This window comes from Mycobacterium sp. TY815 (assembly GCF_030755135.1).
Taxonomy (GTDB): Bacteria; Actinomycetota; Actinomycetes; order Mycobacteriales; family Mycobacteriaceae; genus Mycobacterium.
Window position 1 is genome coordinate 3,619,214 of record NZ_JAUFRX010000001.1, and the last position, 24,693, is coordinate 3,643,906.

Annotated in this window: 23 protein-coding genes, 3 pseudogenes and 1 riboswitch; of the genes and pseudogenes, 13 read left to right on the forward strand and 13 right to left on the reverse strand. The window is 68.9% G+C overall.

The window, feature by feature from the left end; translation table 11 throughout:
- Position 1: 1 nt before the first annotated feature.
- From QXK92_RS15735 to QXK92_RS15745, 3 genes and pseudogenes are all read left to right on the forward strand, one after another.
- Entirely contained in the window at positions 2 to 2,164 is a 2,163-nt protein-coding gene (locus QXK92_RS15735; RefSeq protein ID WP_306242683.1) for an AAA family ATPase, read from the forward strand.
- A gap of 83 nt (positions 2,165 to 2,247) precedes the next feature.
- Positions 2,248 to 4,524: pseudogene (locus tag QXK92_RS15740) on the forward strand (PE family protein); the annotation flags it as partial.
- A 1,044-nt stretch (positions 4,525 to 5,568) separates the two neighbouring features.
- Positions 5,569 to 6,411 (forward strand): annotated as a pseudogene (locus tag QXK92_RS15745) (alkaline phosphatase family protein); the annotation flags it as partial.
- A 25-nt stretch (positions 6,412 to 6,436) separates the two neighbouring features.
- On the opposite strand, the gene QXK92_RS15750 reads toward QXK92_RS15745, so the two are convergent.
- Positions 6,437 to 7,084 carry an LON peptidase substrate-binding domain-containing protein gene (locus tag QXK92_RS15750; RefSeq protein WP_371934178.1) on the reverse strand — a complete coding sequence of 216 codons (648 nt, stop codon included), beginning with the start codon at positions 7,082 to 7,084 and terminating at the stop codon, positions 6,437 to 6,439.
- Positions 7,062 to 7,679: a TetR/AcrR family transcriptional regulator gene (locus tag QXK92_RS15755; protein WP_306242685.1), complete on the reverse strand. Its 618-nt coding sequence runs from the start codon at positions 7,677 to 7,679 to the stop codon at positions 7,062 to 7,064. Before QXK92_RS15755 ends, QXK92_RS15750 begins: the two co-directional genes overlap by 23 nt.
- Positions 7,680 to 7,700: 21 nt before the next feature.
- Between QXK92_RS15755 and QXK92_RS15760 the strand changes: the two genes are divergently transcribed.
- Positions 7,701 to 8,087, forward strand: coding sequence for a hypothetical protein (locus tag QXK92_RS15760; protein WP_306242688.1), 387 nt, complete (start codon positions 7,701 to 7,703; stop codon positions 8,085 to 8,087).
- Between the two features lie 21 nt (positions 8,088 to 8,108).
- Here the strand turns inward: QXK92_RS15760 and QXK92_RS15765 are convergent, their stop codons facing one another.
- The 4 genes from QXK92_RS15765 to QXK92_RS15780 are packed head-to-tail and all read right to left on the reverse strand — an operon-like array spanning position 8,109 to position 10,812.
- Positions 8,109 to 9,239, reverse strand: coding sequence for a glutamate--cysteine ligase (locus QXK92_RS15765; RefSeq protein ID WP_306244467.1), 1,131 nt, complete (start codon positions 9,237 to 9,239; stop codon positions 8,109 to 8,111).
- A gap of 25 nt (positions 9,240 to 9,264) precedes the next feature.
- Positions 9,265 to 9,966 (reverse strand): superoxide dismutase family protein, encoded by a 702-nt coding sequence (locus tag QXK92_RS15770; RefSeq protein ID WP_306242690.1) that lies wholly within the window; start codon positions 9,964 to 9,966, stop codon positions 9,265 to 9,267.
- A 38-nt stretch (positions 9,967 to 10,004) separates the two neighbouring features.
- The gene (locus QXK92_RS15775) at positions 10,005 to 10,478 is read right to left on the reverse strand and encodes a LytR C-terminal domain-containing protein (protein WP_306242692.1); all 474 of its coding nucleotides are present in this window, start codon (positions 10,476 to 10,478) and stop codon (positions 10,005 to 10,007) included.
- Between the two features lie 25 nt (positions 10,479 to 10,503).
- Complete coding sequence (locus QXK92_RS15780; protein ID WP_306242694.1) at positions 10,504 to 10,812, reverse strand: DUF3263 domain-containing protein; 309 nt, start codon at positions 10,810 to 10,812, stop codon at positions 10,504 to 10,506.
- A gap of 276 nt (positions 10,813 to 11,088) precedes the next feature.
- Between QXK92_RS15780 and QXK92_RS15785 the strand changes: the two genes are divergently transcribed.
- The 4 genes and pseudogenes from QXK92_RS15785 to QXK92_RS15800 all read left to right on the forward strand — a co-directional run bounded on the left by QXK92_RS15785 (position 11,089) and on the right by QXK92_RS15800 (position 13,635).
- A complete protein-coding gene (locus QXK92_RS15785; RefSeq protein ID WP_306242696.1) occupies positions 11,089 to 11,685 on the forward strand; it encodes a peptide deformylase in 597 nt (198 codons plus the stop codon).
- Positions 11,685 to 12,188, forward strand: a pseudogene (locus QXK92_RS15790) (GNAT family N-acetyltransferase); the annotation flags it as partial. The gene QXK92_RS15785 and the pseudogene QXK92_RS15790, both read left to right, overlap by 1 nt.
- Positions 12,189 to 12,321: 133 nt before the next feature.
- Positions 12,322 to 13,128: an exodeoxyribonuclease III gene (locus tag QXK92_RS15795; protein WP_306244469.1), complete on the forward strand. Its 807-nt coding sequence runs from the start codon at positions 12,322 to 12,324 to the stop codon at positions 13,126 to 13,128.
- Between the two features lie 66 nt (positions 13,129 to 13,194).
- Complete coding sequence (locus QXK92_RS15800; protein WP_306242698.1) at positions 13,195 to 13,635, forward strand: hypothetical protein; 441 nt, start codon at positions 13,195 to 13,197, stop codon at positions 13,633 to 13,635.
- A 40-nt stretch (positions 13,636 to 13,675) separates the two neighbouring features.
- On the opposite strand, the gene QXK92_RS15805 is transcribed toward QXK92_RS15800, so the two are convergent.
- Entirely contained in the window at positions 13,676 to 13,948 is a 273-nt protein-coding gene (locus QXK92_RS15805; RefSeq protein WP_306242700.1) for an Rv1535 domain-containing protein, read from the reverse strand.
- Here QXK92_RS15805 and QXK92_RS15810 point away from each other — a divergent pair.
- Positions 13,919 to 14,200 carry a hypothetical protein gene (locus QXK92_RS15810; protein ID WP_306242702.1) on the forward strand — a complete coding sequence of 94 codons (282 nt, stop codon included), beginning with the start codon at positions 13,919 to 13,921 and terminating at the stop codon, positions 14,198 to 14,200. The genes QXK92_RS15805 and QXK92_RS15810 overlap by 30 nt on opposite strands.
- Here QXK92_RS15810 and QXK92_RS15815 read toward each other — a convergent pair whose 3' ends face one another.
- The 3 genes from QXK92_RS15815 to QXK92_RS15825 all read right to left on the reverse strand — a co-directional run bounded on the left by QXK92_RS15815 (position 14,201) and on the right by QXK92_RS15825 (position 17,424).
- Entirely contained in the window at positions 14,201 to 16,327 is a 2,127-nt protein-coding gene (locus QXK92_RS15815; RefSeq protein ID WP_306242703.1) for a SpoIIE family protein phosphatase, read from the reverse strand.
- On the reverse strand, positions 16,324 to 16,674 hold the full coding sequence (locus QXK92_RS15820; RefSeq protein WP_306242705.1) for an STAS domain-containing protein: 351 nt from the start codon (positions 16,672 to 16,674) through the stop codon (positions 16,324 to 16,326). Before QXK92_RS15820 ends, QXK92_RS15815 begins: the two co-directional genes overlap by 4 nt.
- A gap of 102 nt (positions 16,675 to 16,776) precedes the next feature.
- Entirely contained in the window at positions 16,777 to 17,424 is a 648-nt protein-coding gene (locus tag QXK92_RS15825; RefSeq protein WP_306244470.1) for a PAS and ANTAR domain-containing protein, read from the reverse strand.
- 279 nt (positions 17,425 to 17,703) lie between these two features.
- Positions 17,704 to 17,813: riboswitch (TPP riboswitch) on the forward strand.
- On the opposite strand from QXK92_RS15825, the gene thiC reads away from it, so the two are divergent.
- From thiC to QXK92_RS15840, 3 genes are all read left to right on the forward strand, one after another.
- A complete protein-coding gene (gene thiC / locus QXK92_RS15830; RefSeq protein WP_306242707.1) occupies positions 17,804 to 19,456 on the forward strand; it encodes a phosphomethylpyrimidine synthase ThiC in 1,653 nt (550 codons plus the stop codon). (Overlaps the previous riboswitch by 10 nt.)
- Positions 19,453 to 20,283: a bifunctional hydroxymethylpyrimidine kinase/phosphomethylpyrimidine kinase gene (gene thiD, locus QXK92_RS15835; RefSeq protein WP_306242709.1), complete on the forward strand. Its 831-nt coding sequence runs from the start codon at positions 19,453 to 19,455 to the stop codon at positions 20,281 to 20,283. The genes thiC and thiD overlap by 4 nt, the downstream gene beginning before the upstream one ends.
- On the forward strand, positions 20,280 to 20,915 hold the full coding sequence (locus QXK92_RS15840) for an alpha/beta family hydrolase (protein WP_306242711.1): 636 nt from the start codon (positions 20,280 to 20,282) through the stop codon (positions 20,913 to 20,915). The genes thiD and QXK92_RS15840 overlap by 4 nt, the downstream gene beginning before the upstream one ends.
- Here QXK92_RS15840 and QXK92_RS15845 read toward each other — a convergent pair.
- Complete coding sequence (locus QXK92_RS15845; protein WP_306242713.1) at positions 20,812 to 22,092, reverse strand: TetR/AcrR family transcriptional regulator; 1,281 nt, start codon at positions 22,090 to 22,092, stop codon at positions 20,812 to 20,814. The two genes, QXK92_RS15840 and QXK92_RS15845, sit on opposite strands and share 104 nt — an antisense overlap.
- Positions 22,093 to 22,280: 188 nt before the next feature.
- Here QXK92_RS15845 and QXK92_RS15850 point away from each other — a divergent pair, with 188 nt between their 5' ends.
- Complete coding sequence (locus QXK92_RS15850; protein WP_306242715.1) at positions 22,281 to 22,628, forward strand: hypothetical protein; 348 nt, start codon at positions 22,281 to 22,283, stop codon at positions 22,626 to 22,628.
- A gap of 6 nt (positions 22,629 to 22,634) precedes the next feature.
- Here QXK92_RS15850 and QXK92_RS15855 read toward each other — a convergent pair whose 3' ends face one another.
- Positions 22,635 to 24,101 carry a peptidase gene (locus tag QXK92_RS15855; protein ID WP_306242717.1) on the reverse strand — a complete coding sequence of 489 codons (1,467 nt, stop codon included), beginning with the start codon at positions 24,099 to 24,101 and terminating at the stop codon, positions 22,635 to 22,637.
- 86 nt (positions 24,102 to 24,187) lie between these two features.
- On the reverse strand, positions 24,188 to 24,670 hold the full coding sequence (locus tag QXK92_RS15860; protein WP_306242719.1) for a DUF4190 domain-containing protein: 483 nt from the start codon (positions 24,668 to 24,670) through the stop codon (positions 24,188 to 24,190).
- Positions 24,671 to 24,693: the final 23 nt, after the last annotated feature.

Here is a 24,693-nt window from a genome sequence, read left to right on the forward strand (position 1 = left end):
CGTGACCCGGCCCAATCAGCTCGCTCTCACCGCGCGGCTGAACACGTCCGCGGTCGACTCGCGCCGCGGTGTGGTCCGGCTGCACCCGAGCACCATCGTCGCGCTGGGCATCCGGGAGTGGGATGCGGTGTCACTCACCGGGTCTCGCACCACCGCCGCAGTGGCGGGCATGGCTACCGGCGACATCCCGATCGGCATCGTGCTGCTGGATGACGTCACACTGTCCAACGCGGGGCTGCGGGAAGGCACCGAGGTGATCGTCAGCGCGGTCACCGTCTACGGGGCGCGCACCGTGACGCTGAGCGGTTCGACGCTGGCCACGCAGTCGCTGTCCCCGGCGACGCTGCGCCAGGCCCTGCTGGGCAAGGTGATGACGGTCGGCGACGCGGTGTCGCTGTTGCCGCGCGACCTGGGCCCCGGCACGTCGACGTCGACCGCCACCCGCGCGCTGGCGTCGTCGGTCGGGATCAGCTGGACCTCCGAGCTGCTGACCGTGACCGGTGTCGACCCGCACGGACCGGTCAGCGTCCAGCCCAACACGCTGGTCAGCTGGGGCACCGCCGTCCCCGACACATCCCGGCTGATCCCGGCCGTCGACGTCTCGACCCCGGAGATGCAGGTCGAGGAGCTCAAGGGGGCGCAGCCGCAGGCGGCCAAGCTCACCGAGTGGCTCAAGCTCGCCCTCGACGAGCCGCATCTGTTGAAGTCCCTGGGCGCCGGCACCAATCTCGGTGTCCTGGTGTCGGGGCCCGCCGGTGTCGGCAAGGTGACGCTGGTCCGTGCGGTGTGCGCCGGGCGCAGGCTGGTCGAGGTGGACGGCCCGGCCATTGGCGCACTGGCCGCCGAGGACCGGCTGCGCGCGGTGTCGACAGCGGTCACCACGGTCAGTGACGGCGGTGGGGTGCTACTGATCACCGACGTCGACGCCCTACTGCCGGAAGCTCCCGACCCGGTCGCCGCGCTGATCCTCACCGAGTTGCGCAAGGCCGTGGCCACCGACGGCGTCGCGGTGATCGCCACAACGGCGCGACCCGACCAGATCGATGCCCGGCTGCGCTCCCCGGAGTTGTGCGACCGTGAACTGGGCCTGCCGCTGCCCGACGCCGGAACCCGCAAGGCGCTGTTGGAGGCGTTGCTGAAGAAGGTGCCCGTCACCGAACTCGATCTCGACGAGATCGCCTCGCGGACACCAGGTTTCGTCGTCGCCGACCTGGCGGCGCTGATGCGCGAAGCGGCGCTGCGGGCCGCGTCGCGGGCCAGCGCCGACGGCCAGCCACCCAAACTCAGCCAGGAGGATCTGATCGGCGCGCTGTCGGTGATCAGGCCGCTGTCCCGCTCGGCCAGCGAGGAGGTCACCGTCGGCAGCGTGACGCTGGCCGACGTCGGCGACATGGTGGAGGCCAAACAGGCGTTGACCGAGGCGGTGCTGTGGCCGCTGCAGCACCCGGACACCTTCTCCCGTCTCGGCGTCGACCCGCCACGCGGGGTGCTGCTCTACGGCCCGCCGGGCTGCGGCAAGACCTTCGTGGTCCGCGCCCTGGCCAGCACCGGCCAGCTGAGCGTGCACGCCGTCAAAGGCTCCGAGCTGATGGACAAATGGGTGGGCTCCTCGGAGAAGGCAGTCCGCGAATTGTTCCGGCGTGCAAGGGATTCCGCACCGTCACTGGTTTTCCTCGACGAGGTGGACGCGCTGGCGCCGCGGCGCGGCCAGAGCTTCGACTCGGGCGTGACCGACCGTGTGGTGGCCGCGTTGCTGACCGAATTGGACGGGATCGACCCACTGCGCGACGTCGTCGTGCTGGGCGCCACCAACCGGCCGGATCTGATCGACCCGGCACTGCTGCGTCCGGGCAGGCTGGAACGGTTGGTGTTCGTCGAACCGCCCGACGCCGATGCCCGGCGCGAAATCCTGCGCACCGCAGGCAAATCCATTCCGCTGAGCTCCGATGTCGACCTGGATGCGGTGGCTGCCGGACTGGACGGATACAGCGCGGCGGACTGCGTGGCCCTGCTGCGCGAGGCCGCGCTGACGGCGATGCGGCGCTCCATCGACGCCGCCGACGTCACTGCGGCCGACCTGGCCGCCGCCCGGGAAAAGGTGCGGCCCTCGCTGGATCCGCTGCAGATCGAGTCGTTGCGCGAATTCGGCCGACAGGCGCCGTAGGACACGGCAGCCCAGGTCTTCGCATTATGGATTTTCTGAAATATATTTAGCCGTTCAGCTCGCCCCAATGATGGGAGCCGCAGATGTCGACTTTTCTGATCGCAGCACCTGAGGCTCTGGCCGCGGCGGCGGCGGATTTGAGTGGGATCGGGGAGGCGGTCAGGAAGGCGACGGCGTCGTGGGCGCCGTCGACCACGTCGGTGGCGGCGGCCGCCGCTGATGAGGTGTCGGCGGCGATTGCGGGGTTGTTCGGTAATTACGCGCAGACGTTTGTGGCGCTGGATGCGCAGGCGGCGGTCTTCGAGGCGCAGTTTGCCCAGGCGTTGAGTGCGGGGGCGGGCGCGTATGCCAGCGCGGAGGCGGTGAATCTGTCGGCGCTGCAGAACGTGGATCTGCATGCGCTGGGCGAGCAGCTTTTGGCTCCGATCAACGGTCCGGTGGTCGCGTTGACGGGGCGTCCGCTGATCGGCAACGGCGCCAACGGCGCTCCCGGGACCGGCGCCGGCGGCGGCGCCGGCGGCTGGCTGCTGGGTGACGGTGGGGCCGGCGGGTCCGGGCAGGCCGGTTTAGCGGGTGGGGCCGGCGGGGCCGCGGGACTGATCGGCAGCGGGGGATCCGGCGGCGCCGGAGGTATCGGAGGTGGAACCGGCGGCGCCGGCGGCGCCGGGGGCTGGCTGCTGGGTACCGGCGGGGCCGGTGGGACCGGCGGATTCGTGGTGGCCGGGACCGCGGGTGCAGGCGGGGCCGGTGGGGCCGGCGGCTTGTTCGGCGCGGGCGGGGCCGGCGGGATCGGCGGGCTTTCTGACACGGGTGCCGGCGGGACTGGTGGAACCGGTGGAGCCGGCGGGTTGCTCGGCGGGCTGGTCGGGGCCGGCGGCGGGGCCGGTGGCGCCGGCGGCGCCGGGGCTGTCGGCGGCATCGGCGGGACCGGTGGAGCCGGGGGCCCGCTGTTCGGCGCCGGCGGTGGCGGCGGCACCGGCGGGTTGGGGCTGACCGGGGCCGGCGGAGCCGGCGGGACCGGCGGCGCCGCCGGCCCGGTGTTCGGCAACGGCGGCGCGGGTGGGACCGGGGGCACCAGCATGCTCGGAGACGGCGGCGCCGGCGGAGCCGGCGGGCACGCCGGTGCGCTGGGCTCCGGGGGTATCGGCGGGGCCGGCGGGGTCACATTCGGCGCGGGCACCGGCGGCCACGGTGGGGCCGGCGGGGATGCTGGCTGGTTCGGGTTCGGCGGGGTCGGCGGGGCCGGAGGCTTCGCGGGCGCCGGGGCCGGCGGGGCCGGTGGAGCCGGAGGAGCCGGAGCGCTGCTGGTCGGCAGTGGCGGGGCCGGCGGAGCCGGCGCTCAGGGCGCCCCGCTCAACGCGGGCGGGGCCGGCGGCCCCGGCGGCAAAGCGGTACTCCTCGGCCTCGGCGGGGTCGGCGGCGTGGGTGGGCTGGGCATCGTGGCCGGCGCCACCGGCACCACCGGCGCCAACGGCCTGCTGCTGCCCGCCGCGGCGCTCAACGTGATCAACACCCCGAGTGTGGCGCTGACCGGGCGCCCACTGATCGGCAACGGCGCCCCGGGTGCGGCCGGCACCGGCGCCGCTGGCGGTCCGGGCGGGTGGCTGCTCGGCGACGGTGGAGCCGGCGGGTCCGGCGCCAACGGCATCCCCGGTGGACCTGGCGGTGCCGCCGGGCTGTTGGGCACCGGCGGGACCGGCGGGGCCGGTGGATTCGGTGCCACCGGGGTCGGGCGCGCGGGCGGCCAGGGCGGCAACGGCGGGCTGTTCTTCGGCACCGGCGGCAGCGGCGGGGCCGGCGGCGCCGGCGCCCCGGCCGGGGTCGACGCCAACGGCGGCGGTGGTGGCGCCGGCGGGACCGGTGGGCTGTTCGGCGGCGGGGGCGCGGGCGGCAGCGGCGGCATGGCCGGGGCCACGACCGCGGGTCTGCGCGGCGGCGGCGGCGGGGTCGGCGGGGCCAGCGGCGCCTTCAGCGGGCTGCTCGGCGCCACCGGCGGAGGCGGCGGGGTCGGCGGCGCCGGCGACATCGGCGGTCCCGGCGGGGCCGGCGGCCCGTCCGGCATCAGCGGTTCGATCTTCGGCGGCGGCGCCGGCACCATCGGCGGCTCGCTGATCGGCGCCGGTGGCGCCGGCGGTGACGGCGGCATCGGCATCACGACCGCCGGCCCCGGCGCGGCCGGGGGCGCAGGCGGACAGTTCATCGGCACCGGCGGGGCCGGCGGGGCCGGCGGCACCAGCCAAGCCGGCGCCAGCGGCCTGGGCGGACCCGGCGGCACCGCCGGCCTGCTGGGCTCCGGCGGTGCCGGCGGGGCAGGCGGCGCCGGATTCCTCGGCGGTCAGGGCGGGATCGGCGGCAACGCGAATCTGCTCGGCGTAGGCGGGGCAGGCGGTGCCGGCGGAATCTCCGTCGCAGGCCCCGGCGGCGCCGGCGGTTACGGCGGAACCGGCGGCTCACTACTGGGCAACGGCGGTTCCGGAGGACCCGGCGCAGAAGCCGCGCCCGGCCAAAGCGGCGGCCGCGGCGGCATCGGCGGCAACTCGGTGCTCATCGGCAACGGCGGCAACGGCGGCAACGGCGGCTACTCCCCCACCCTCAACCTGCTCGGCCGCCCCGGCACCATCGGCACCGGCGGCTGGCTCGCCGGCCACAACGGCATCCCCGGCCTGCCCATGAGCCCCAACCTGCTCGTCAACGGCAGCTTCGAATCTGCCAGCCCGTCCATAACGGGCTTCAGCTCGGTGACCATCCCCGGCTGGACGGTCACCGGCACCCCGACGATCATTCCCTACGGCACCGCGCTCACTTATCCCTCGCCGACGTCGACTCCGTTCCCGACGCTGCCGAATTTCCTGGGCCTGGGCTTCCCCGGCAACCCTTCCCCGGGCGCGGGCAGCAACTTCGCCGGCGGCGGTCCCGTGGCCACGTCGTCGATCAGCCAGACCGTCAATCTGGCCGCCGCAACGGCCAACATCAACACCGGCACCGTCCCCTATACCCTCAGCGGACTGCTCGGCGGCTACCTCCTGGACCCGTCCTCGACCTCGGTCCAGGTCACCTTCCTCAATGCCAACGGGGTCGCGCTGGGGACCGGCTCGATCGGGCCGGTGTCGACGATCGACCGCCTGGGGATGACCGGATTCCAGGCCCGCGATATCTCCGGCACGGTCCCGGTCGGCACCACCTCCGCGGTCGTCACCGCGACCTTCACCGACCGCAACCCGATCCTGGGCAACTACAACGGCGCCTTCGCCGACAACCTGTCGTTCACGGTCGGCGACCCCACCCTGGCCGCGCCGGTGCTCACGGTGCCCACGTCGAACGTCGGCCAACTCGACCACGTCTACCTGATCTACATGGAGAACAAGGGCGCCGCCGACATCCTGGGCAGCGTCAACGCTCCCTACCTCAACAGCCTGATCAACTCCTACGGCTACGCCAACAACTACTACGCACTGGGCCACCCCAGCGACCCGAACTACTTCCGGATCATGGGCGGATCGGACTTCGGCCTGATCTACAACCCCACCTCGCCGTCCATCAACGCCCCCAGCCTGATGGAAGCCATGGACAACGCCGGTATCTCGTGGGTGGGCTATGCGCAGGGAATGCCGTATCCGGGCGCCATCGTGTCGTCCGGGGACTACGCCGTCGACGCGCTACCTTTCGCCCAGTTCACCTACGTCTACAACAACCCCAATCCGGGCTACCTGCAGACCCACCTGCAGCCGCTGACACAGTTGAGCATTGACCTACAGTCCACGGCAACCACCCCGAGGTTCTCGTGGATCGCAGCCGACGGTTCCTACAACATGGAAGGTCCGGTCGATTTCCCGACCGGTGCAGCGAATTGGCTTGCCAGCCAGCTCACCAACCACCAATACAACGTCGCGGCCGGCGACCACTTTCTCCAGCAGACGGTCTCCACCATCCAGAACTCGGCGTCGTGGAACACCAACAATGCGAACGCGAAGTCGGCGATCATCATCACGTTCGACGAGGACTACAACAACTTGTCCCTGGGCATCGGCAACCAAGGCAACCTCATCAACACGGTGATCATCCCGAACGACGCGGCCGTGACGTTCGGAGGCATGCAATCCGGGCACTTCGTCACCAACACCCGCTACGACCACTACGGCCTGATGTCGACACTCGAATACGCGTTGAGTCCAACCGCGGGAACGCCGCTGACCACGCTGACCTACAACGACAAGTACGCCATACCGTTGAACGATTTCTGGACCTGATAGTCGAGGCCGCCCCTCGGGTCGATCACTCCGACAACTGAAACTCCACCATCGCGGCAACCGAGTCCACCGCGTCGAGCAACGCGGCCAACCGGTCCGCGGCCGACGGTGCCGACAGGACGGCGTAGCGGTCGGCCGGTCCCATCGGTACCCGAGATGCCAACGCGTACAGCAGGTGTGACAGCTCGGCGCCTTCTTCGTAGTCGAATACCGCGTCCCGGCTCGGCAGTTCAGCACCCTGCATCTCGGCGATCCGCTCGAACAACGCCCACACCCGGTCCTCGGCGTCGAGGAACGCGGCGGGGGTCAACGGCGGCCCGGGCTCGTCGGGCCACACCTGCACCCGGGCCCGCGGGTAGGGGTCGTCCGGCAACCACTGCAGCACTTTGATGCGTTCGCCCATCCGGCACTGCAGGGCGTAGCGGCCCGCGCCGGCGTCGGCGTAGTCGACGATGGTCGCCAGGGTGCCGACGTCGCAGCGCGCGTCCCCCCCGCCGACTTCGCGGCCGCGGGAGATCAGCACCACGCCGAAGCGGGGGTCGGGGTTGTCCAGGCAATCCCGAACCAGCGCGGCGTAGCGGGGTTCGAAGATGCGCAACGGCAGATCCTCATCCGGCAACAGCGCCGATTCGAGGGGAAACATCGCCACATCAAGTGATTCCATCCGCCTCATCCCCTTTCTCCCCATAACTATGCAGCACCGCGCGGGCGGCAGCCGCGACATCGGCTTCCAGCCAATCCGGCATCGGATCGTCCTGAGCGTGACGACGCACCACGGCATAGGGCAGATCGGAGACGGCGCGGTACACCGCGTCCTGAGCCCGCGGCTCGCCGCTGCCGTAGAGCCGGTGCGTCAACTCGTGCATCCGCTGGGTCAGCGGCGCATTCATCGCGGCCAGGGTCTCCCGGAATTTGGTGTCGGAGTGGCCGTCGACCAGGTCGGCCGGCCGGATGGTCAGCAACAGTCGCGCGTCGTCGGGAAACTCACGTGCGAAGGCGATGGCAGACACGGCCATGGCCACGGCGTGGTCCACGGCGGTGTCGCCGGTCGCCGCGAGCGCGCGCTGCTGGAACCGGTCCAGCGCCCGCAACCAGGCGGCCATCACCACGCCGTCGCGATTGCCGAAACGGTGGTACAGCGTGCCGGCCGGGGCGCCGCTGGCTTTGGCTATCGCCGCGACGCTGGCCGCCCGCGGGCCGGCCGTGAGCACCAGCGCCCGGGTCGCATCCAGAATCAGGCCGGTTTCGTGCTTCCGCGGAGGTGCCACGATCTAGTATGGTCCTTCTATATGGAACGATTACCCTATATCGATGAGCATGCTATCGCGATACCCGCCTCCCCGGCACAAGCCTGGGCCGCGCTGCTGGCCAAGACCTGTCGCGATCCCGCAGACCCCCGCACTGTTCCCCTCGGCTTCGCCCTCGAGGAGGCCACCCCGCCGCGCCGGCTCGCACTAAAGGGCCGCCACCCGTTCGCGGCCTATCGCCTGGTGTACGAGCTGGACCCGGACGGCGGCGGAGTCCGGTTGCGCGCGTTGACATTTGCCGCTTTCCCGGGCTTGCGCGGCAAGGTGTACCGCGCACTGGTCATCGGCAGCGGGGCCCACCGGATCGTGGTGCGCCGGATGCTGCGGCGGATCGCCGCCCGTACCCACGGAAATCGAGTGTGCGTCTGAGAACACTCGAATTCGCGAGGGTCAGATATCGAGCTCGGCCACCAGTGCGTCGACGACCGATCGCAGATCGCCGTCGTGCTCCTCGGCCACCCGCCGCTGCCGTTGATAGGACGCACCGCGGCGCGGGATGTCGGCCACCGCCGCCAATTCGTCAGAACACTTGAGCGACTTGGCAATCGGTTCCAACCGATTCAGCACGTCATCGAGGTCCTCGGTGACCAGCCGCTCGTTGCTGTCGGCATCCAGGATGATCACCGCGTCCAGCCCGTACCGGGCGGCGCGCCACTTGTTCTCCTGCACATGCCAGGGCGGCATGGTCGGCAGCGGCTGATCGGCCTCCAGGCGGCGGTCCAGGTCGACGATCAGGCAGTGCGTCAACGCGACCAGCGCGCCCAGCTCCCGCAGATTGGACACGCCGTCGCAGATCCGCACCTCGAGCGTGCCCAGATGCGGGGACGGCCTTACGTCCCAACGGACTTCGTCGACGTGGTCGATGATCCCGGTCTTCTTCTGGTCGTAGACGAAGCCCTCGAACTCAGACCATTTCTGAAATTGGAACGGCAGCCCAGCGGTGGGCAGCTGCTGGAACATCATCGACCGATTGCTCGCGTAGCCGGTGTCCTCTCCGCCCCACCACGGCGACGACGCCGACAGCGCCAGCAGGTGGGGGTACTGGTTGAGCAGGGACGACATGATGGGCATGACCTTGTTGGCCGAGGAGATCCCGACGTGCACGTGCACGCCCCAGATCAGCATCTGCCGGCCCCACCACTGGGTGCGCTTAATAAGCTCGGCGTAACGCGGTGCGTCGGTGAGCTTCTGGTTGGACCACTGCGCGAACGGGTGGGTGCCGGCGCAGAACAACTCCATGCCGCGGTCGCGCACGATCCGGCGGGCCGGGCCCAGAGTGTTGCGCAGGTCCTGCATCGCCTCGGCGGCGTTCTCGCAGATGCCGCTGACCACTTCGACCGTGTTGCGCAGCAATTCCTTGTGAACGCGCGGGTTTTCACCGATCTCGGCGATGACCGCGGTTGCCTCGTTGCTCAGGTCCCGGGTGCCGGCGTCGACGAGTGCGAACTCCCACTCCACACCCACGGTGGGCCGTGGCGAACGAGCGAAGTCGATGTGGCTGCGCGCCCTGCTGGTGGGCAGGTTCCCCAGACCGTTGACCGGGCCCTTACCCGGATCCAATGACACCGCACGCCACCCGCTTGCCGGCGTCACCGGTTGTCATCGTCGTCTCGTCAGGACCGGGCGTTCCGTCGTTCTGCTTGTAACGATCGGCCGGGATGTTCGCGAAGTTGTCGGCGCCGGCATGGATGATGATCGCGGTCTTGGCTCCGGAGGTCAGGTCGTCCATGGTGAAGGCGTCCGTGGTGGTCACCAGCATGCCCGAGCCGTCCTTGCGCACCTGCAGCGGCGGCAGGTCACCGCTGGAGTGGCCACTGGGTCCTCCGGGCAGCTGCAGGTGCCCACCCGCGGACAGGAAGTCGCCGGGTGCGCCACCGTTGGGGGCCACGGAGTTGGCCTCACACTTGCCCACCTTGTGCAGGTGCATGCCGTGGAAGCCGGGCGAGAGCGCGCCGGTGCCGGTCGTCGCGACCGTCACGGTGGCGTAGCCGTTGCCGAACTCGAACTTCGCCGTGGCGATCTGCGCGCCGTCGGGACCCTTCAGCACCGTCATCAGCATCTGGGCCGACGCGCCCGCCTGCGGACTGGGCGTCGCCTCCTGATGACCGGAGGTCGACGGCGCCGAGGATCCCGTCCAGACCGACGGGGTCGTACCCGGAGTCGTCGTAGCGTGCTGGGGAGAGGAGCAGGCGCTCAGCAGAGCGACAGACGTTACGGCTGCGACTTTCAAACCGGCAGGCTTAGGCATAGCGGAGAGCCTAGCGTGGCGACGGTCTGGAATCAGCGTCAACCCATCACCAAAACGATGACGCCCGGCGGCTGGTCGGAAAGTGCCGAGATCCGCTTTTCCACCGGCGCTCCCAGCTTCTTGCCCACCGCGTCGGCGGTAGCCTTCTCACTCTCTTCGCCGTAGTAGACGGTGGTCGCCGTGACGTCGGAAACGGAGAGGTTGGTCACCTCGGTCACCTTGAACCCGGCGGCCTTGAGCTCGTCGGCCGTCGACTTGGCGATGCCTTCCTTCGACGAGATGTTGTACACCCGCACCTCGGCCTCGTTGGCGGCTGCCGGCTTGGCGCTGGTCGACGAGGATGGCGCCGTGGTGACCGACACCGTGCTGACCGGCGATGCGTCGTCGTCGGACTTCCCCGAGGAGTCCAGGGCCTGCCAGCCGAGCAGCAGGAAGATGACGCCCAGGAACAAAAGCACCATCACCATGGCCCGCAGGGGAAGCCCGGAAGAGTCGGGTACGCGCTCGTTCATCGAGCCCACTGTAGCCGGGGGGCCGTCAGGTCACCTCGAAGCCGAGTCGGCGGGCCGCGCGGGCCTTCTGACGGCTGGCCCGCAGCCGCCTCAGCCGCTTCACCAGCATCGGGTCGGCCGCCAACGCCTCCGGGCGGTCGACGAGCGCGTTGAGGACCTGGTAGTAGCGCGTCGCCGACATCGAGAACAGCTCTTTGATGGCGTCCTCTTTGACGCCCGCGAACTTCCACCACTGACGTTCGAACGCCAGGATGTCGTGTTCGCGACGGGTCAGCCCATCGGCGACCTCAGCGTTGTCCCCCGATCGATTTGCCCGCGCCATGGCGCTGTCCATATCGCTTCCCCTGGACCCTTCCGGCGAAAACTCGATTGAATCGAATGACCTGACCTAGATCGGGGGCATTCTCCGGCGATTATTGAAACACGCCGCATTCTGCTGGGCCGGAAACCAGACCCGCGCGTCGGCCGAGTTGCTTTGGAATACGCGGCCTCTCCGCGTTCCAGGATGCCTGGCAGACGGGCTCGACGGTCCCGCCCCCGTCGGATTGGTCACACTTGCCGCGCGGCCCGTTCCGGACCGTGCCGATCGCACGCCTTAAGCTAGCCGACCATGGCCGTCGTACCCATCCGCATCGTGGGCGATCCCGTCTTGCACAACCCGACAACGCCGATCACGGTCGGCGCCGACGGATCGCTCCCGGCCGATCTGCCCACGCTGATCAAGGACATGTACGACACGATGGACGCCGCCCACGGCGTCGGCCTGGCCGCCAACCAGATCGGCTTCGGGCTGCGGGTGTTCGTCTACGACTGCTCCGACGACCGCGGGCTGACCAACCGCCGCCGCGGGGTCGTGGTCAATCCGGTACTGGAAACCTCCGAGATCCCCGAGACGATGCCGTCCGCCGGCCACGACGACGACGAGGGGTGCCTGTCGGTTCCGGGCGAGTCCTTCCCCACCGGACGTGCCGACTGGGCCCGGGTCACCGGCCTGGACGGCGACGGAAAGCCAATCTCCATCGAGGGCACCGGCCTGTTCGCCCGCATGCTGCAGCACGAGACCGGACACCTGGACGGTTTTCTCTACGTCGACTGCCTGATCGGCCGGCACGCCCGGGCTGCCAAACGGGCCATCAAGTCGCACGGCTGGGGTATTCCCGGCCTGTCCTGGCTGCCGGGCGAGGGACCCGACCCGTTCGGTCACTGATGTTCTCGTGGCCGGCCCTCGGTACGCGGGTGACGGTGCGGTACCGCCGGCCCCCCGGGTCGGTGCCGCCACTGACGGACGCGGTGGGCCACCTGTTGGCCACCGACCCGACGGTGCGGGTGCAGACCAAGTCCGGCGCCGTGGTCGAGGTCGCCCCGGCCGATGTCACGGCACTACGCGTGCTGACCGGCGCGCCGGTCCGCACCGCCGACATCCGCCGGCTCGAGTGCACCGCTGCGACGGATGCACCCGGTACCGAGCAACAGTGGCTGGAGGGCTGGCTACTGCGCGCACACGGCCCCAACCTGGCCGGTAATTCCGCAGTGCCACTTGAAATTTCGGCTCACTCCGGCACCATAGCGGAGATCTTCGACTGGTACGACCAACGCGGACTGACCCCGCGACTGCTGATCCCCGACCGCCTACTGTCACCGCCCCCGGGCCTGGTCTGCGAGCTCGTCGAGCAGCTCCTGGTCCGCGACACGACAGCGGAGGCCCCGGAGTACATATGCCTTCCGGAAGCCGAATCCACCTCCGCAGCAGTGCAATCAGGCTTCCGGCTGCACCATCGCCGCCGCTACCTCGTCCGCCCCTGACCCGCGCCACTGATAGGAGACTCACCTCATGTCCGAAGTCTTGCGGCTGGCCACCTGGAACGTGAACTCGATCCGCACCCGCCTGGACCGCGTCGTCGACTGGCTCGATCGCGCCGAGGTCGACGTGCTGGCGATGCAGGAGACCAAGTGCTCGGACACCCAATTCCCCGCGCTGCCACTGATCGAGCGCGGCTACGAGGTGGCACACGTCGGTTTCAACCAGTGGAACGGCGTGGCGATCGCGTCCCGCGTCGGACTTCAGGACGTGCAGGTCGGGTTCGACGGTCAACCGGCCTGGAGCGGCAAGCCCGACGTGGCCGCGGCGTCCGAGGCCCGGGCCGTGGGCGCCACCTGCGGCGGCGTCCGGGTATGGAGCCTGTACGTGCCCAACGGCCGTGCGCTGGACGATCCGCATTACGCCTACAAGCTGGAATGGCTTGCTGCACTTCGCAATACGGCCGAAAGCTGGCTGCGCACGGATCCGTCGGCGCCCATCGCGCTGGTCGGCGACTGGAACATCGCACCCACCGACGAGGACGTCTGGAGCACCGAGTTCTACCAGGGCTGCACGCACGTCTCCGAACCGGAGCGACAGGCGTTCAACGCGATCGTCGACGCCCAATTCACTGACCTGGTGCGGCCTTTCACCCCGGGACCGGGGGTGTACACCTACTGGGACTACACCCAGCTGCGCTTTCCGAAAAGGCAGGGCATGCGGATCGACTTCATCCTCGGCTCACCCGCGTTGGCTGCCCGGGTGGTGGATGCGCAGATCGTGCGCGACGAACGCAAGGGGAAAGCGCCCAGCGACCACGCACCGGTGCTCGTGGACCTGCGTAGCAGCTGAGAATCTCTGGTCATGCGGGCGGTAGGGGGGTATACAAACAGGAGAAACTGAGGGCAGGGAGGCATCATGGGTGTCGTCGATCAAGCGCTGCGGGGCGTGGGGCGAACGGTGAGTCGCGCCGCGACGGCGACAACGTCCGCCGCCGGGGCAGTCGGCGGGGCAGCCGTCAACGGCATCGTCGGCGGCGTCAAGGGCGCCGCGGAAGGCATCCAGCAGGGCCTCAGCACCGGAAGCAAGTCCACGCCGGCGGCGGCGCTGGCCATCGGCGCGATCGGCGCGGCAGGTCTGGTGGAATGGCCGATCCTGTTGGCCGTGGGCGGCGGCGCTCTGCTGCTCCGGAAGCTCAGTCACTCACCCGAGCCGCCGGTCCAGGCCGCGCAGCCGGCGAAGGCCAAGCTCGCGCCGGTCCCCGACGAGCCGCCGGCCAAGAAAGCTCCCGCGAAAACGGCGGCGAAGAAGACGGCGGGCCGCCGGGCCGGCCCCACCGGCCTGCGCAGCACCAACTGACCCTGCGTAGCACCAACTGGCGAGGCGTCGATTCAGCTCATCAACCGGTTGCCCGGCGGTACGTCGGCTGCGCGGCGACCAGCCGCGGCTGCCGCCGCTCGGCCGTCCCGACCTCCAGCACGCCAACACGCCACAACAGCGCATAAAGTTCGGTTAGCGGCCCCCTCAGCAACACCGCGAACGACGCAGCGAGCGGGTCGGTCGGGTGTTCTGTCGTCGTCATATCTCCGACGGTGACCGCACCAACCGGCAGGATGGCAAATCCGACGTTACCGAAAGGCAAATGATGGCGGAAAAGAAAGAACGCCGGCACACTCCGCAGCGAGAGGCTGTGGACCGGATCCGGTCGGCACACACCTTTGCGGTCAACCTGCCAATCGTGGGGCGGGTGACGGTGCCGCCACCCGAGCAGCTGGCCTATTTCGGTGGGCTTATCGCCCTCACCGCCTTCGAGTTGATCGACTGGCCCGTCGCCCTGGTGATCGGCACCGGCCACCTGTTGGCCAGTAATCACCACAACCAGATCCTGGAGGAGATCGGCGAGGCGCTCGAAGAGGCCGATTAATCAGCGGGCACCGTCGAAGCGCAGCGTCACCCGGGTTCCGCCGGCGGTGCGCACGGTTTCCACCTGGTCGGCCAGGCCGCTGATCAGGGTGAGCCCACGGCCCCGCCGCCGGCTTCGCCGGCTGGCCGACGAGTCACCTACCCAGCGGCCGGAGTCACTGACGCTGATCGACACCCCGTCGTGGCGCAGAAACGCCTCGATCGACACCGTTTTGCGGGCCTCGCCCCCGCTCCCGTGCTCGATGGCGTTGGTGACGGCTTCGCTCACCGCCAGCAATATCTCCTCTGCCCGGCCGACATCCCGGCCGCCGGCCGTCGTGACCAGCCACTCCCGCAGCCGGATCCGCACCTCGGGAACGTGGTCGGAGGTGGCCGGCACCACCGTGGCGAAACTGCGGCTACCCGCATGCCGCGGCCGCACGGCGAGCACCACCACGTCGTCGCGGTAGCCGCCCGGCGGAGACATCCGGCGCAGCAGCTCGGCGCACACTGATTCGACGGGCAGGTCGGCGCACTCGGCTGCTGCGGCCCTGAGTCGCTCGAAGCCTTCGTGCAGCGTCTCGCCGGCCCGCTCTATCAGACCGTCGGTGTAGAGCAGGATCAGACTTCCCGGCGGCAGATCAGCGGTCGCGGTCACCGCCGTGTCCCCCGCTGCACTGGTCGCCACCGGCGCCCGGCGCCCCGCTTGCAGGTAAACGGGACTGCCTTCCGGGCGGACCAGCAACGGATACGGATGTCCCGCACAGAGATAGCTGATGCGCGCCGGTTGCACACCGGTGTCGATGGCCGCGTAGGCGACGGTGGCGCAACGTGCACCGGCCACGGTCTGCGCATAACGGTCCAGGGCGCCCAGCACACTGGCCGGGTCGGCGGCGGTCAGCGCCGACACGGTGACCGCGGCGCGCAGCCTGCTCATCACGATCGCCGCCGGCAGACCGTGGCCCACCACGTCACCCACCGATATGCCGATCCGGTCGGGATGGTCGAGCGCGGTGGCCGAGAACCAGTCACCACCCACTCGCATCACCTCGCCCGCCGGCTGGTAGACGGCCGCAACCACCGCGGCGGTCGACCCGCGGTCCAGGTCCAGCAGGTGCTCCTGGAAGTCCACGGCGATGCGGTGTTCACGCGAGGCCAGCCGGATCCGGTCCAGCGCCGACTGGGTGATGTCGGCGGTTCGGGCGAACAACTCCAGCTCGGAGTCCGCAAAGCGGCGCGGCTGGCGCCACAACAGGGTGAGCACGCCGACCACGCGTCCGCTGCCGGCCCGCAACGGGTGCGCCACACAGGCCCGGACGCTGCCCGCGGTGTCGTTCACCGCGTGGCTGTAGCGCGCGGGCAGATCAAGGGTGTCGGGGATGATCATCCGCTGGCCGGTCACGATGACGTCGACGCCCACCAGGGGACTGTCCAGCCTGGCAACGTGGTAGCGGTCGCGCAGTTCGGCCGGCAGAGCCCCGCCGAATTCGAACTGGACATGGTCCTCACCGTCGACAACCACGCCGATCGCCGCGGCGGCGGCATCGCCGCTGGCGAACGGGGAGCGCAACACCGCGTCCAGCAGAGCGGCTATCGAGTCTGCCCGCTGGACCGCGGCGTCCAGCTGCAGCAGGCCGGGCGACTGCTCGGCGCGCTGCCGGGCAACCGGGCCGGCCGCACCGGTGACCGCGGCCGTCACCGCACTGACCGCTCCGTCACCGCCCAGTACCGGATTGACGGCGAACGTGAAGTGCCGCACCGCCGAACCACCTACAACCGGCAGCATCAGGCCGTGCGACAAGGTCGCGACGCCGGTTGACAGAACGCCATTGAGGATCGGGCCGATCTGATCCCACTCGTCCCGCCACAATTCGCGGGCCGTCTGGCCCAGCGCCCCGGGGTGATCGTCACCCAGCAGCGTGAGATAAGCGTCGTTGTGCCAGACGAACAGCTCAGCTGCGTGCAGAAACACGATGGTGGGCGACCCCGACGTGAGGGCATTGGCCACCGTTGTGCGTATCTCGGACGTCCATCCCCGCGGCGGACCGAGCGGATGGGCGGCCCAATCGAAGTCGGCGAATCTCCGCCCCATCTCGCCACCGAGCGTGACCGCAGTCTTGAGGTCAGCCGGCAGCGAGAGAGGGTTCATCGTTGCAACGCGTCAGACACTGTCGGATAGATCTCGAAGATTCGGTCCAGCTCGGTCACCCGGATCGGCTGCAGCACCTGCGGGTGATCGGCCACCAGCCGGACCACCGTCCCGGCGGCCCGGCCCGCCTCGTGGCAGTCGAGCACCGCGTTCAACCCGGCGCTCCCGAAAAAGTTCACCGCCTGCAGGTCGACGATCACCAGACGCCGGGGGTGGGTCCTGGCGACGTCGAGCGCAGCGGCCAACTGATCGCGCAGGTGATCAGCGGTGCTGGAGTCGACGTCGCCCTTGACGAGCACGATTACCGCCTCCTCGCCCGACTCATACGCGACCTCCAGCAACTCCATTCGTTACCCGCCTAAATGTGTCAAATTTCGGCCGGTGGTTAAGGTGCGGATGCCCGAATCCGCTACCTTTCCCGTCCCAGGTAGGTGGAGCCTAACGCCGGTTCAGCGTGCGGATTCCTCAGGGATGCGCTCGTGCACCGTGAGCAACAGGTGGTCGAACTGACTCTGGGCGACGGTGGACGGGTGGTCCAAGGAGCTGACCTCATCGAGCAGCTGCTTGGCCAGCTCGCGCAGTTTGGTATTCGTCTCCTGCGATCGCCACTGCAACACCCGGAAGGCCTGTTCGGGGCTCACCCGGTAGACGTACATCAGCACACCCTTGGCCTGCTCGATCGCGGCGCGGTTCTCGAACAGGTCCGGGAGGGCGTCGTCGAGCACCTCCTGACGCGCCTGGTCGAAGCTGTTGGTGAGGTCGATGTAATGACCGGCGGTGCCCAGCACGGCCCCGTTGTCGTCCAGCATCCGGTCGGCCACCACGATCGCGTCGTGCACCGTGCCTGCGGTGTCGATGAACCGGTGCCGACTCGAGAACGGCTCCCCGGACCGCAGCGCATAATCCAGCAGATCCTGCACGTGGGCGCGGTCGTCGGGATGCTTGTGGGACATCAGCAGCTTGGTCGTGGGTTCCACGGCGTCCGGCTCGTACCCGTGCATCCGGGCCATCTCGTCGGACCACTCCCAGCGCTGTCCGACGAACCAGAACCGGAAGCTGCCGACGTTCAGATAGGGCCGGGCTCCGGCCGGCAGCACGGGACTGGCAGACTGCTCGCGACCATCGCTCTGCACCCGGCCATCATCCCATCACGTCCCGGCCGCGCCAACCTCACCTTTCGGCTACCGCGCGACGACCTGACCAGGCCCGTTCAATAACCATGCGGTAAGCCCGCAAACACTTCCCGACGACAGTGAGCGCATGTCGTCGGTGATCGCAGCTCCCGGTGGCAGCGGCGACGCGACCTTCGCGCCGGGCTCCGGCGGTCGCCTGAAGACAGGGTGCGCCGCCCTGCGCTAGCGTGGGGGAATCCAACCGAAAATTCACGCGGGAGCGCAACCCTCATGCGCTGAGAGGACGGCTGGGGCCGTCGACCGTACGAACCTGACCGGGTAATGCCGGCGTAGGGAGATAGCGATGACTGTGACCGTTGAACCGTCAGCACCGTCCGTGACCACCGGCCCGATTGCCGGCAGCAGCAAGGTCTACCGGGATCTGGAAGGCTCGGAAAGCGTTGCCGGGATGCGCGTCCCGTTCCGGCGCGTGCACCTGTCCACGGGTGACCATTTCGATCTCTACGACACGTCCGGGCCTTACACGGACTCCGACGCCGTCATCGACCTGAACGCCGGCCTGCCGCCGCGGCCGGGTGTGGTGCGCGACCGCGGCACCCAGCTGCAGCGTGCGCGGGCCGGGGAGATCACCGCGGAGATGGCGTTCATCGCCGCCCGCGAAGGCATGCCCGCGGAACTGGTGCGTGACGAGGTCGCCCGCGGCCGTGCCGTCATCCCGGCCAACCACAACCACCCCGAAAGCGAGCCGATGATCATCGGCAAGGCCTTCGCGGTCAAGGTGAACGCCAACATCGGCAACTCGGCCGTCACGTCCTCGATCGCCGAGGAGGTCGACAAGATGGTGTGGGCGACCCGCTGGGGCGCGGACACCATCATGGACCTGTCCACCGGCAAGAACATCCATGAGACCCGCGAGTGGATTCTGCGCAACTCGCCCGTGCCGGTGGGCACCGTACCGATCTACCAGGCGCTGGAAAAGGTCAATGGCGACCCCACCGAACTGACCTGGGAGCTGTACCGCGACACCGTGATCGAGCAGTGCGAGCAGGGCGTCGACTACATGACCGTGCATGCCGGCGTGCTGCTGCGTTACGTCCCGCTGACCGCCAAGAGGGTCACCGGCATCGTGTCGCGCGGCGGCTCCATCATGGCGGCCTGGTGCCTGGCACATCACCGGGAGTCGTTCCTGTACACCAACTTCGAGGAACTCTGCGACATTCTGGCCCAGTACGACGTCACCTTCTCCCTGGGCGACGGCCTGCGGCCGGGCTCGATCGCCGACGCCAACGACGCCGCGCAGTTCGCCGAGTTGCGCACCCTGGGCGAGCTGACCAAGATCGCGAAAGCCCATGGCGTGCAGGTGATGATCGAGGGTCCCGGGCACGTCCCGATGCACAAGATCGTCGAGAACGTGCGACTGGAAGAGGAACTCTGCGAGGAGGCGCCCTTCTACACCCTCGGCCCGCTCGCCACGGATATCGCGCCGGCCTATGACCACATCACGTCGGCGATCGGCGCGGCCATCATCGCCCAGGCCGGCACCGCGATGCTGTGCTACGTCACCCCCAAGGAGCACCTGGGTCTGCCGGACCGCAAGGACGTCAAGGACGGCGTGATCGCCTACAAGATCGCCGCACACGCCGGCGATCTTGCCAAGGGCCACCCGCACGCACAGGACCGCGACAATGCGTTGTCGCAGGCGCGTTTCGAGTTCCGCTGGAACGATCAGTTCGCCTTGTCCCTGGACCCCGACACGGCCCGGGAGTACCACGACGAGACACTGCCCGCCGAGCCGGCCAAGACCGCGCACTTCTGCTCGATGTGCGGGCCGAAGTTCTGCTCGATGCGCATCACCCAGGACGTGCGGGACTTCGCCGCCAAGCACGGGCTGGAAACAGAAGAGGACGTCGAGGCGATGCTGGCCACCGGCATGGCCGAGAAGTCGCGTGAATTCGCCGAGCACGGCAACCGGGTGTATCTCCCGCTCACCCAGTGACTTTCCTGCCCCTGGCGCCGCCGGGAACGACGCCGCTGCGAGTGCTGACCATCGCCGGATCGGATTCCGGTGGAGGTGCCGGCATCCAGGCCGACATGCGCACCATCGCGCTGCTCGGCCTGCATGCCTGCGTTGCCGTCACCGCGGTCACCGTCCAGAACACCTTGGGCGTCAAGAGTTTTCACGAAACCCCTGACGACGTGGTGGCCGCGCAGATCGAAGTGGTGGTCACCGACATCGGCATTCAGGCCGCCAAGACCGGAATGCTGGCGTCGTCGGCCATCATCGAAGCGGTGGCGCGCACCTGGCGCGGGCTGGGCCTGACCATGCCCCTGGTCGTCGACCCGGTATGTGCGTCCATGCACGGAGACCCGCTGCTTGCCGCCTCCGCACTGGATTCGCTTCGCACTCAACTGTTTCCGATGGCCACCCTGGTGACACCCAATCTGGACGAAGTGAAACTGCTGGTCGATATCGACGTCATCGACACCGATTCCCAGCGCGCGGCCGCCCAAGCACTGCACGCCCTGGGCCCGCGCTGGACCCTGGTGAAAGGCGGGCACCTGCGATCGTCGGAGCGCAGTAGCGACCTGCTCTACGACGGCGTGGACTTCTACGAATTCGACACGCAACGACTGCCCACCGGCAACGACCACGGCGGCGGCGACACCCTGGCGGCGGCGATCGCCTGTGCGCTGGCGCACGGACACCAGATGCCCGACGCGGTCGCCTTCGGGAAGCGCTGGGTGACCGAATGTCTGCGGGCCGCTTATCCGTTGGGCGCCGGCCACGGGCCGGTGTCCCCCTTGTTCCGGCTGCACTCATGAACGTCAACGACATCGACGGCATCGCCCACGAACCAGCCGGCACACCGCTCGGCGTGGCGGTCTTGACCCATGGGGCCGGCGGAAACCGGGATTCCGCTCTGCTGCAACGAATTTGCGACGAGTGGGCACGGCGGGGCTGGCTGGCGGTGCGCTACAACCTGCCCTACCGCCGGCGCCGCCCCAAGGGCCCGCCGTCAGGTTCGGCGATGGCCGACCAGGCCGGCATCGTCGAGGCGATCGAGTTGTGCCGCACCCTGGCCGGCGGACCGCTGATCGCCGGAGGACACTCCTACGGCGGCCGGCAGACCTCGATGGTGGTGGCCGCCCTGGAAGTCCCGGTTGACGTGCTGACGCTGTTCTCTTACCCGGTTCACCCTCCGGGCAAGCCGGAGCGCTCCCGCACCGAGCACCTGCCCCGCATCACGGTGCCCACAGTTTTCACCCACGGCACCTCCGATCCGTTCGGGACCATCACCGAACTGCGTGCCGCCGCGGCACTGATCCCGGCGCCCACCGAGATCGTCGAAATCACCGGCGCCCGGCACGATCTCGGCTCGAAGAGCCTCGACGTCCCCGCCCTTGCGGTCGACGCGGCACTTCGTCTGCTGCACTCTCCGGGCCGAAAAGCGTGATCTCCATCAGCTTCCGCACGCACGCTTGCAGGTAGGCCGACTCACCCATCCGGCCCAGGTCCACCACCAGCGCCATCGCGGCGTGTACCAGGAACCGCGCCTGCGCCGGGCGCAGCGACGGCCGGTCGGCCGTCATCAGCCGGACCCACGAATCAATGGTCGACAGCTGTACGTTGTGCAGCAGCAGCTGATCGGCGGGCGTCAGGTTGGTCCGCTCGGTGTAGTAGACGGCGCCCAGTTCGGGGTTGGCGAACGACGTCGCCACGTACGCCTCGATCAGCAGCGTCAGGGCGTGCCGCGGTTCGGTCAGCGCACCGACCACCGGCGACAACTGAGCGGAAACCCGGTCGGCCGCCCGGCGTAATCCGGTCGCCAGGATCTCGCATTTGCCGGAGAAGTACCGGTAGATCCCGGACACCGGCACACCCGCCGCCTTGGCGATCTGAGCCATGCTGGTCTCGGCATAGCCGCGCTCTGTGAACAGCATCATCGACGCGTGCAGCAGCGCTTCGTAGACGCCGGCATCCTCGGTGAAGAGTCGCCAGGACGCGGCCCGCGGAACGACGTCGTGCGGCTGCGGGAGTTCGGCGGCGAGGACCGCGGACGCCGCCGCGCCGAACAGTGCCCGGATCTGATCGGCCGGCAGCCGCTCCGAGTGGTCGACGATGCTGCCGATCACGCTGAGCACACCGGCCGACAACAGCCACCGCTGGTCTGACCGCAGTTCCGGACGAATCGTCTTCAGCGGCTGCTGAATCCGGCGGTTGATCAGCTTCAGCTGCTCGGTCAGCTCGGCTTGGTCCTCCGCGCGCAGGTAACGCGCCTGCCAGCGGTACAGGCCACCGGACGCGCGGTTGTCCAGGGCTGCGTCGATGAGTCCGGCGATGATCCGCTCCTGCGTGAGCCGCGGGTCTTGATCGGCGTCGTGGCCGAGGTCGGTGGCATCGACCAGTTGGCGGCTCAGTGTCAGCACCGCCTCCCGGAACAGGTCGTACTTGCCCGCGTAGTGGCGGTACAGAGCGGGAGCGGACACCCCGACCTTGGCGGCGATGGTCTCCATGCTGACGGCGTGGTAGCCCTGGGCGCTGAACGCCTCGGCCGAGGCGCGGGCGATCTGGGCCTTGCGGTCTTTCGGCCGCCGGCGGACTTCGGGCGCAGCGCTCGACGGGCCGGACACCGCCTCACTTTAGCCGGAATCACACCGCCCCAAACCAGCGAAAACTACCCGAGCGCCGGAATCTGGATTAACATAGCCCCCTATTGAGGGGTGGTCCGATGGTTGGTCCAGCTGCTGGCCATCGGGCTTATCAATCAGCAACCATGCCCTCGCCGCACATCACTCATTAACATCTTCGGGGAGACGTTGTGAGCCGACGCCAGCTGCTCATCGGTGCCGTCGGCCTGGCCCTCGGGCTCATCGGCCTGGCGGCGCTGTGGTTTCCGGTCTACCTGGACCGCTTCGACGGCTACGGCATGCAGATCGACTGCGGTAACGGACTCGGTGTCCACCTGTCCCTGGCACGCGCCGACGACGGCGGCGCGGCGTCACAGTGCGGCAGTGCCATGCTGGTCAGGCGGGTGTGGGCGATCCCCACGGTGGCGGTCGGAGCGATGCTGGTGGCCTGGTTCGTGGCGCAGTGGGCCCGCAGTGAGCAGACGAGCCCCGAGGATGCCGAACCACAACACCACGTGCCGCATCCCGAGATCGCTTGACGCTGATCAGCCCGGGTAGCGGGAAAAGCACCCGTCCATCTCGCCGCCACCCACCCCGGCGCGGAACGCCGCGATCCGGGTGAAGCCGGCGGGGACGCTGATGCCGTCAGCGTCGCTGGCGACGATGTGGTTGGTGAGCAGCCCCGCTACGGCTTCGTCGAGGTCACCCGCCGTCAGTACCAGCGAATTGCCGGACGGCAACTCGATGTTCGACGCCATCTTGCGGTGCGCGAAGCCGGTGAGGCAGGCCGTGCGCAGCGCGGTCCACGGGCTCTGCATCGCCTGCCCGCGCTCGTGCTGCACCGCCAGCGCGTACCGGGACATCACGATCGACAGCGCGGTGTCGTCGCCCTGCGGCAGGCTGTGTTCCTTCTCTCCGGCTACTTTGCCCATCGTCGCCAGCGCGGGCAGATCCACGCTGATCGTGTTGGTGGCCGGGCAGTAGGACGCCGGCGGGCTGGGCTTGGCGTCCGAGCAGCCGCCGGCCTTCAAGACGAGCGTGGGCGGACTTTTGGGCGAGAAGATCTTGCCCATCAACTCCATCAACGTCTTGAGGGTGTCTTCGGTGATCTCCACCTCGCCGGTCTCCGGGTTTCCACCGGTGTCCAACCGCAGCGCGGTCGGAAGATCGCCGCGTCGTTGCTCGACTTCGGCCTTGTTGATCGCCGCGCAAGCCGAGGTGCCCGTGATGAAGCCCATCTGGAAGGCGCTGACCCGGTCCAGTGCGGAGCCGTGCTCGTCATCGTTCTGGGAGTCGGCGTCCATTACCGGGTCACGCGTCGTGATGATCCCCGCGAGGACATGGTCGAGACCGTCGGCGGTGCTGATGTTGAAGCGTGGCGACTTACCGGAGGCCACGTTGTACATGTAGACGCCGGCGAAGCAGTCGGCCTGCTGCTCGCGAACGATGGTCGGGTCTTTCCTGGTGACCAGCTTGGCCATGGTCTGCAGCGCGTGCCCGAACTCGTGGGCCAGCACGCCGTTCACCGACATGTCGCCGAAGTACTTCTGGGCGACCGCCATGAATACGCCGCGGTCCCAGGCGATCATGTTGCACCGGGAGGTGAAGAAGGCGTTGACGAGGTCGTAGGTCTCGTTGTGGCAGACGATGGGGCTGTTCGGGTCGTTGGAGTCATACGACACCAACTTGTCGACGGGCTTGAACGACCCTTGCAGCGGTGCGGTGTAGTTGTTCTGCCAGTACTCCTCGATGTCGTTGATCGACAGCAGGGACAACTTGTCGATGGGCCCGTTGTTGGTGTTCAGCACGGTGCCTGTCGGTGCCGGTCCATTCGGTTTGGCCCCGCTGGGCCCATCGGTGGCCGGCAGCCCGCCCACCCGGAACGGATCGTTGAGGATCGACACCGCGCGTCCGGTGACCATGGTGGTACAGCCGGCCACCACCAGCACCGCGCTCAGACAAGCCGTCAGGGCCCGTGCCGACGCGACCACCCTGCGCGAGCGCAATTTCATCCGATCAACCCCGTCCGCCGCCTGCACCGAAACTCATTCTAAATGGGCCGCAACCCGATAACCGGCACTTGGTGCCGCGACGCTTCCTATACCGGGACTGACCCCGAGAATGCTTGCCGCCCAAGGTCGATCAGTATTACCGCGTCCTGTGCATTGCCGGAATTCGACGCCGTGAGGACGATCGCCAGGAAGAAGTAGAGCAGCATGATCGCCACCCCGACCCCACCGATGATGGTGCCGGCCAGCGCCAGCCCGCGCCCGCCCTGCCCGGTCTGCTTGATCTGGTTCAGTGCGATCAGACCGAACACGATGCCGAGGATCGGCCCGATGCCGCAGACCCAGCCCACCAGGGAGGACACCAGCGACGCGATGGCCATCGGGTTGGTGGTGCTCGACGGCGGCGGCGGGTAGCCGTAACCCGGTGCCGGATAGCCGTAACCCTGCGGCGGCGGGTATCCGCCCGGCGGCTGGTATCCGCCCGGCGGCTGGTATCCGCCCCCAGGCTGGTATCCGCCCGGCGGCGGGTAGTCACCCGGTGGCGGCGGATAGCCCGGCGGTTGATCCGTCACAGGAAACCTCCTACGCGAAATGA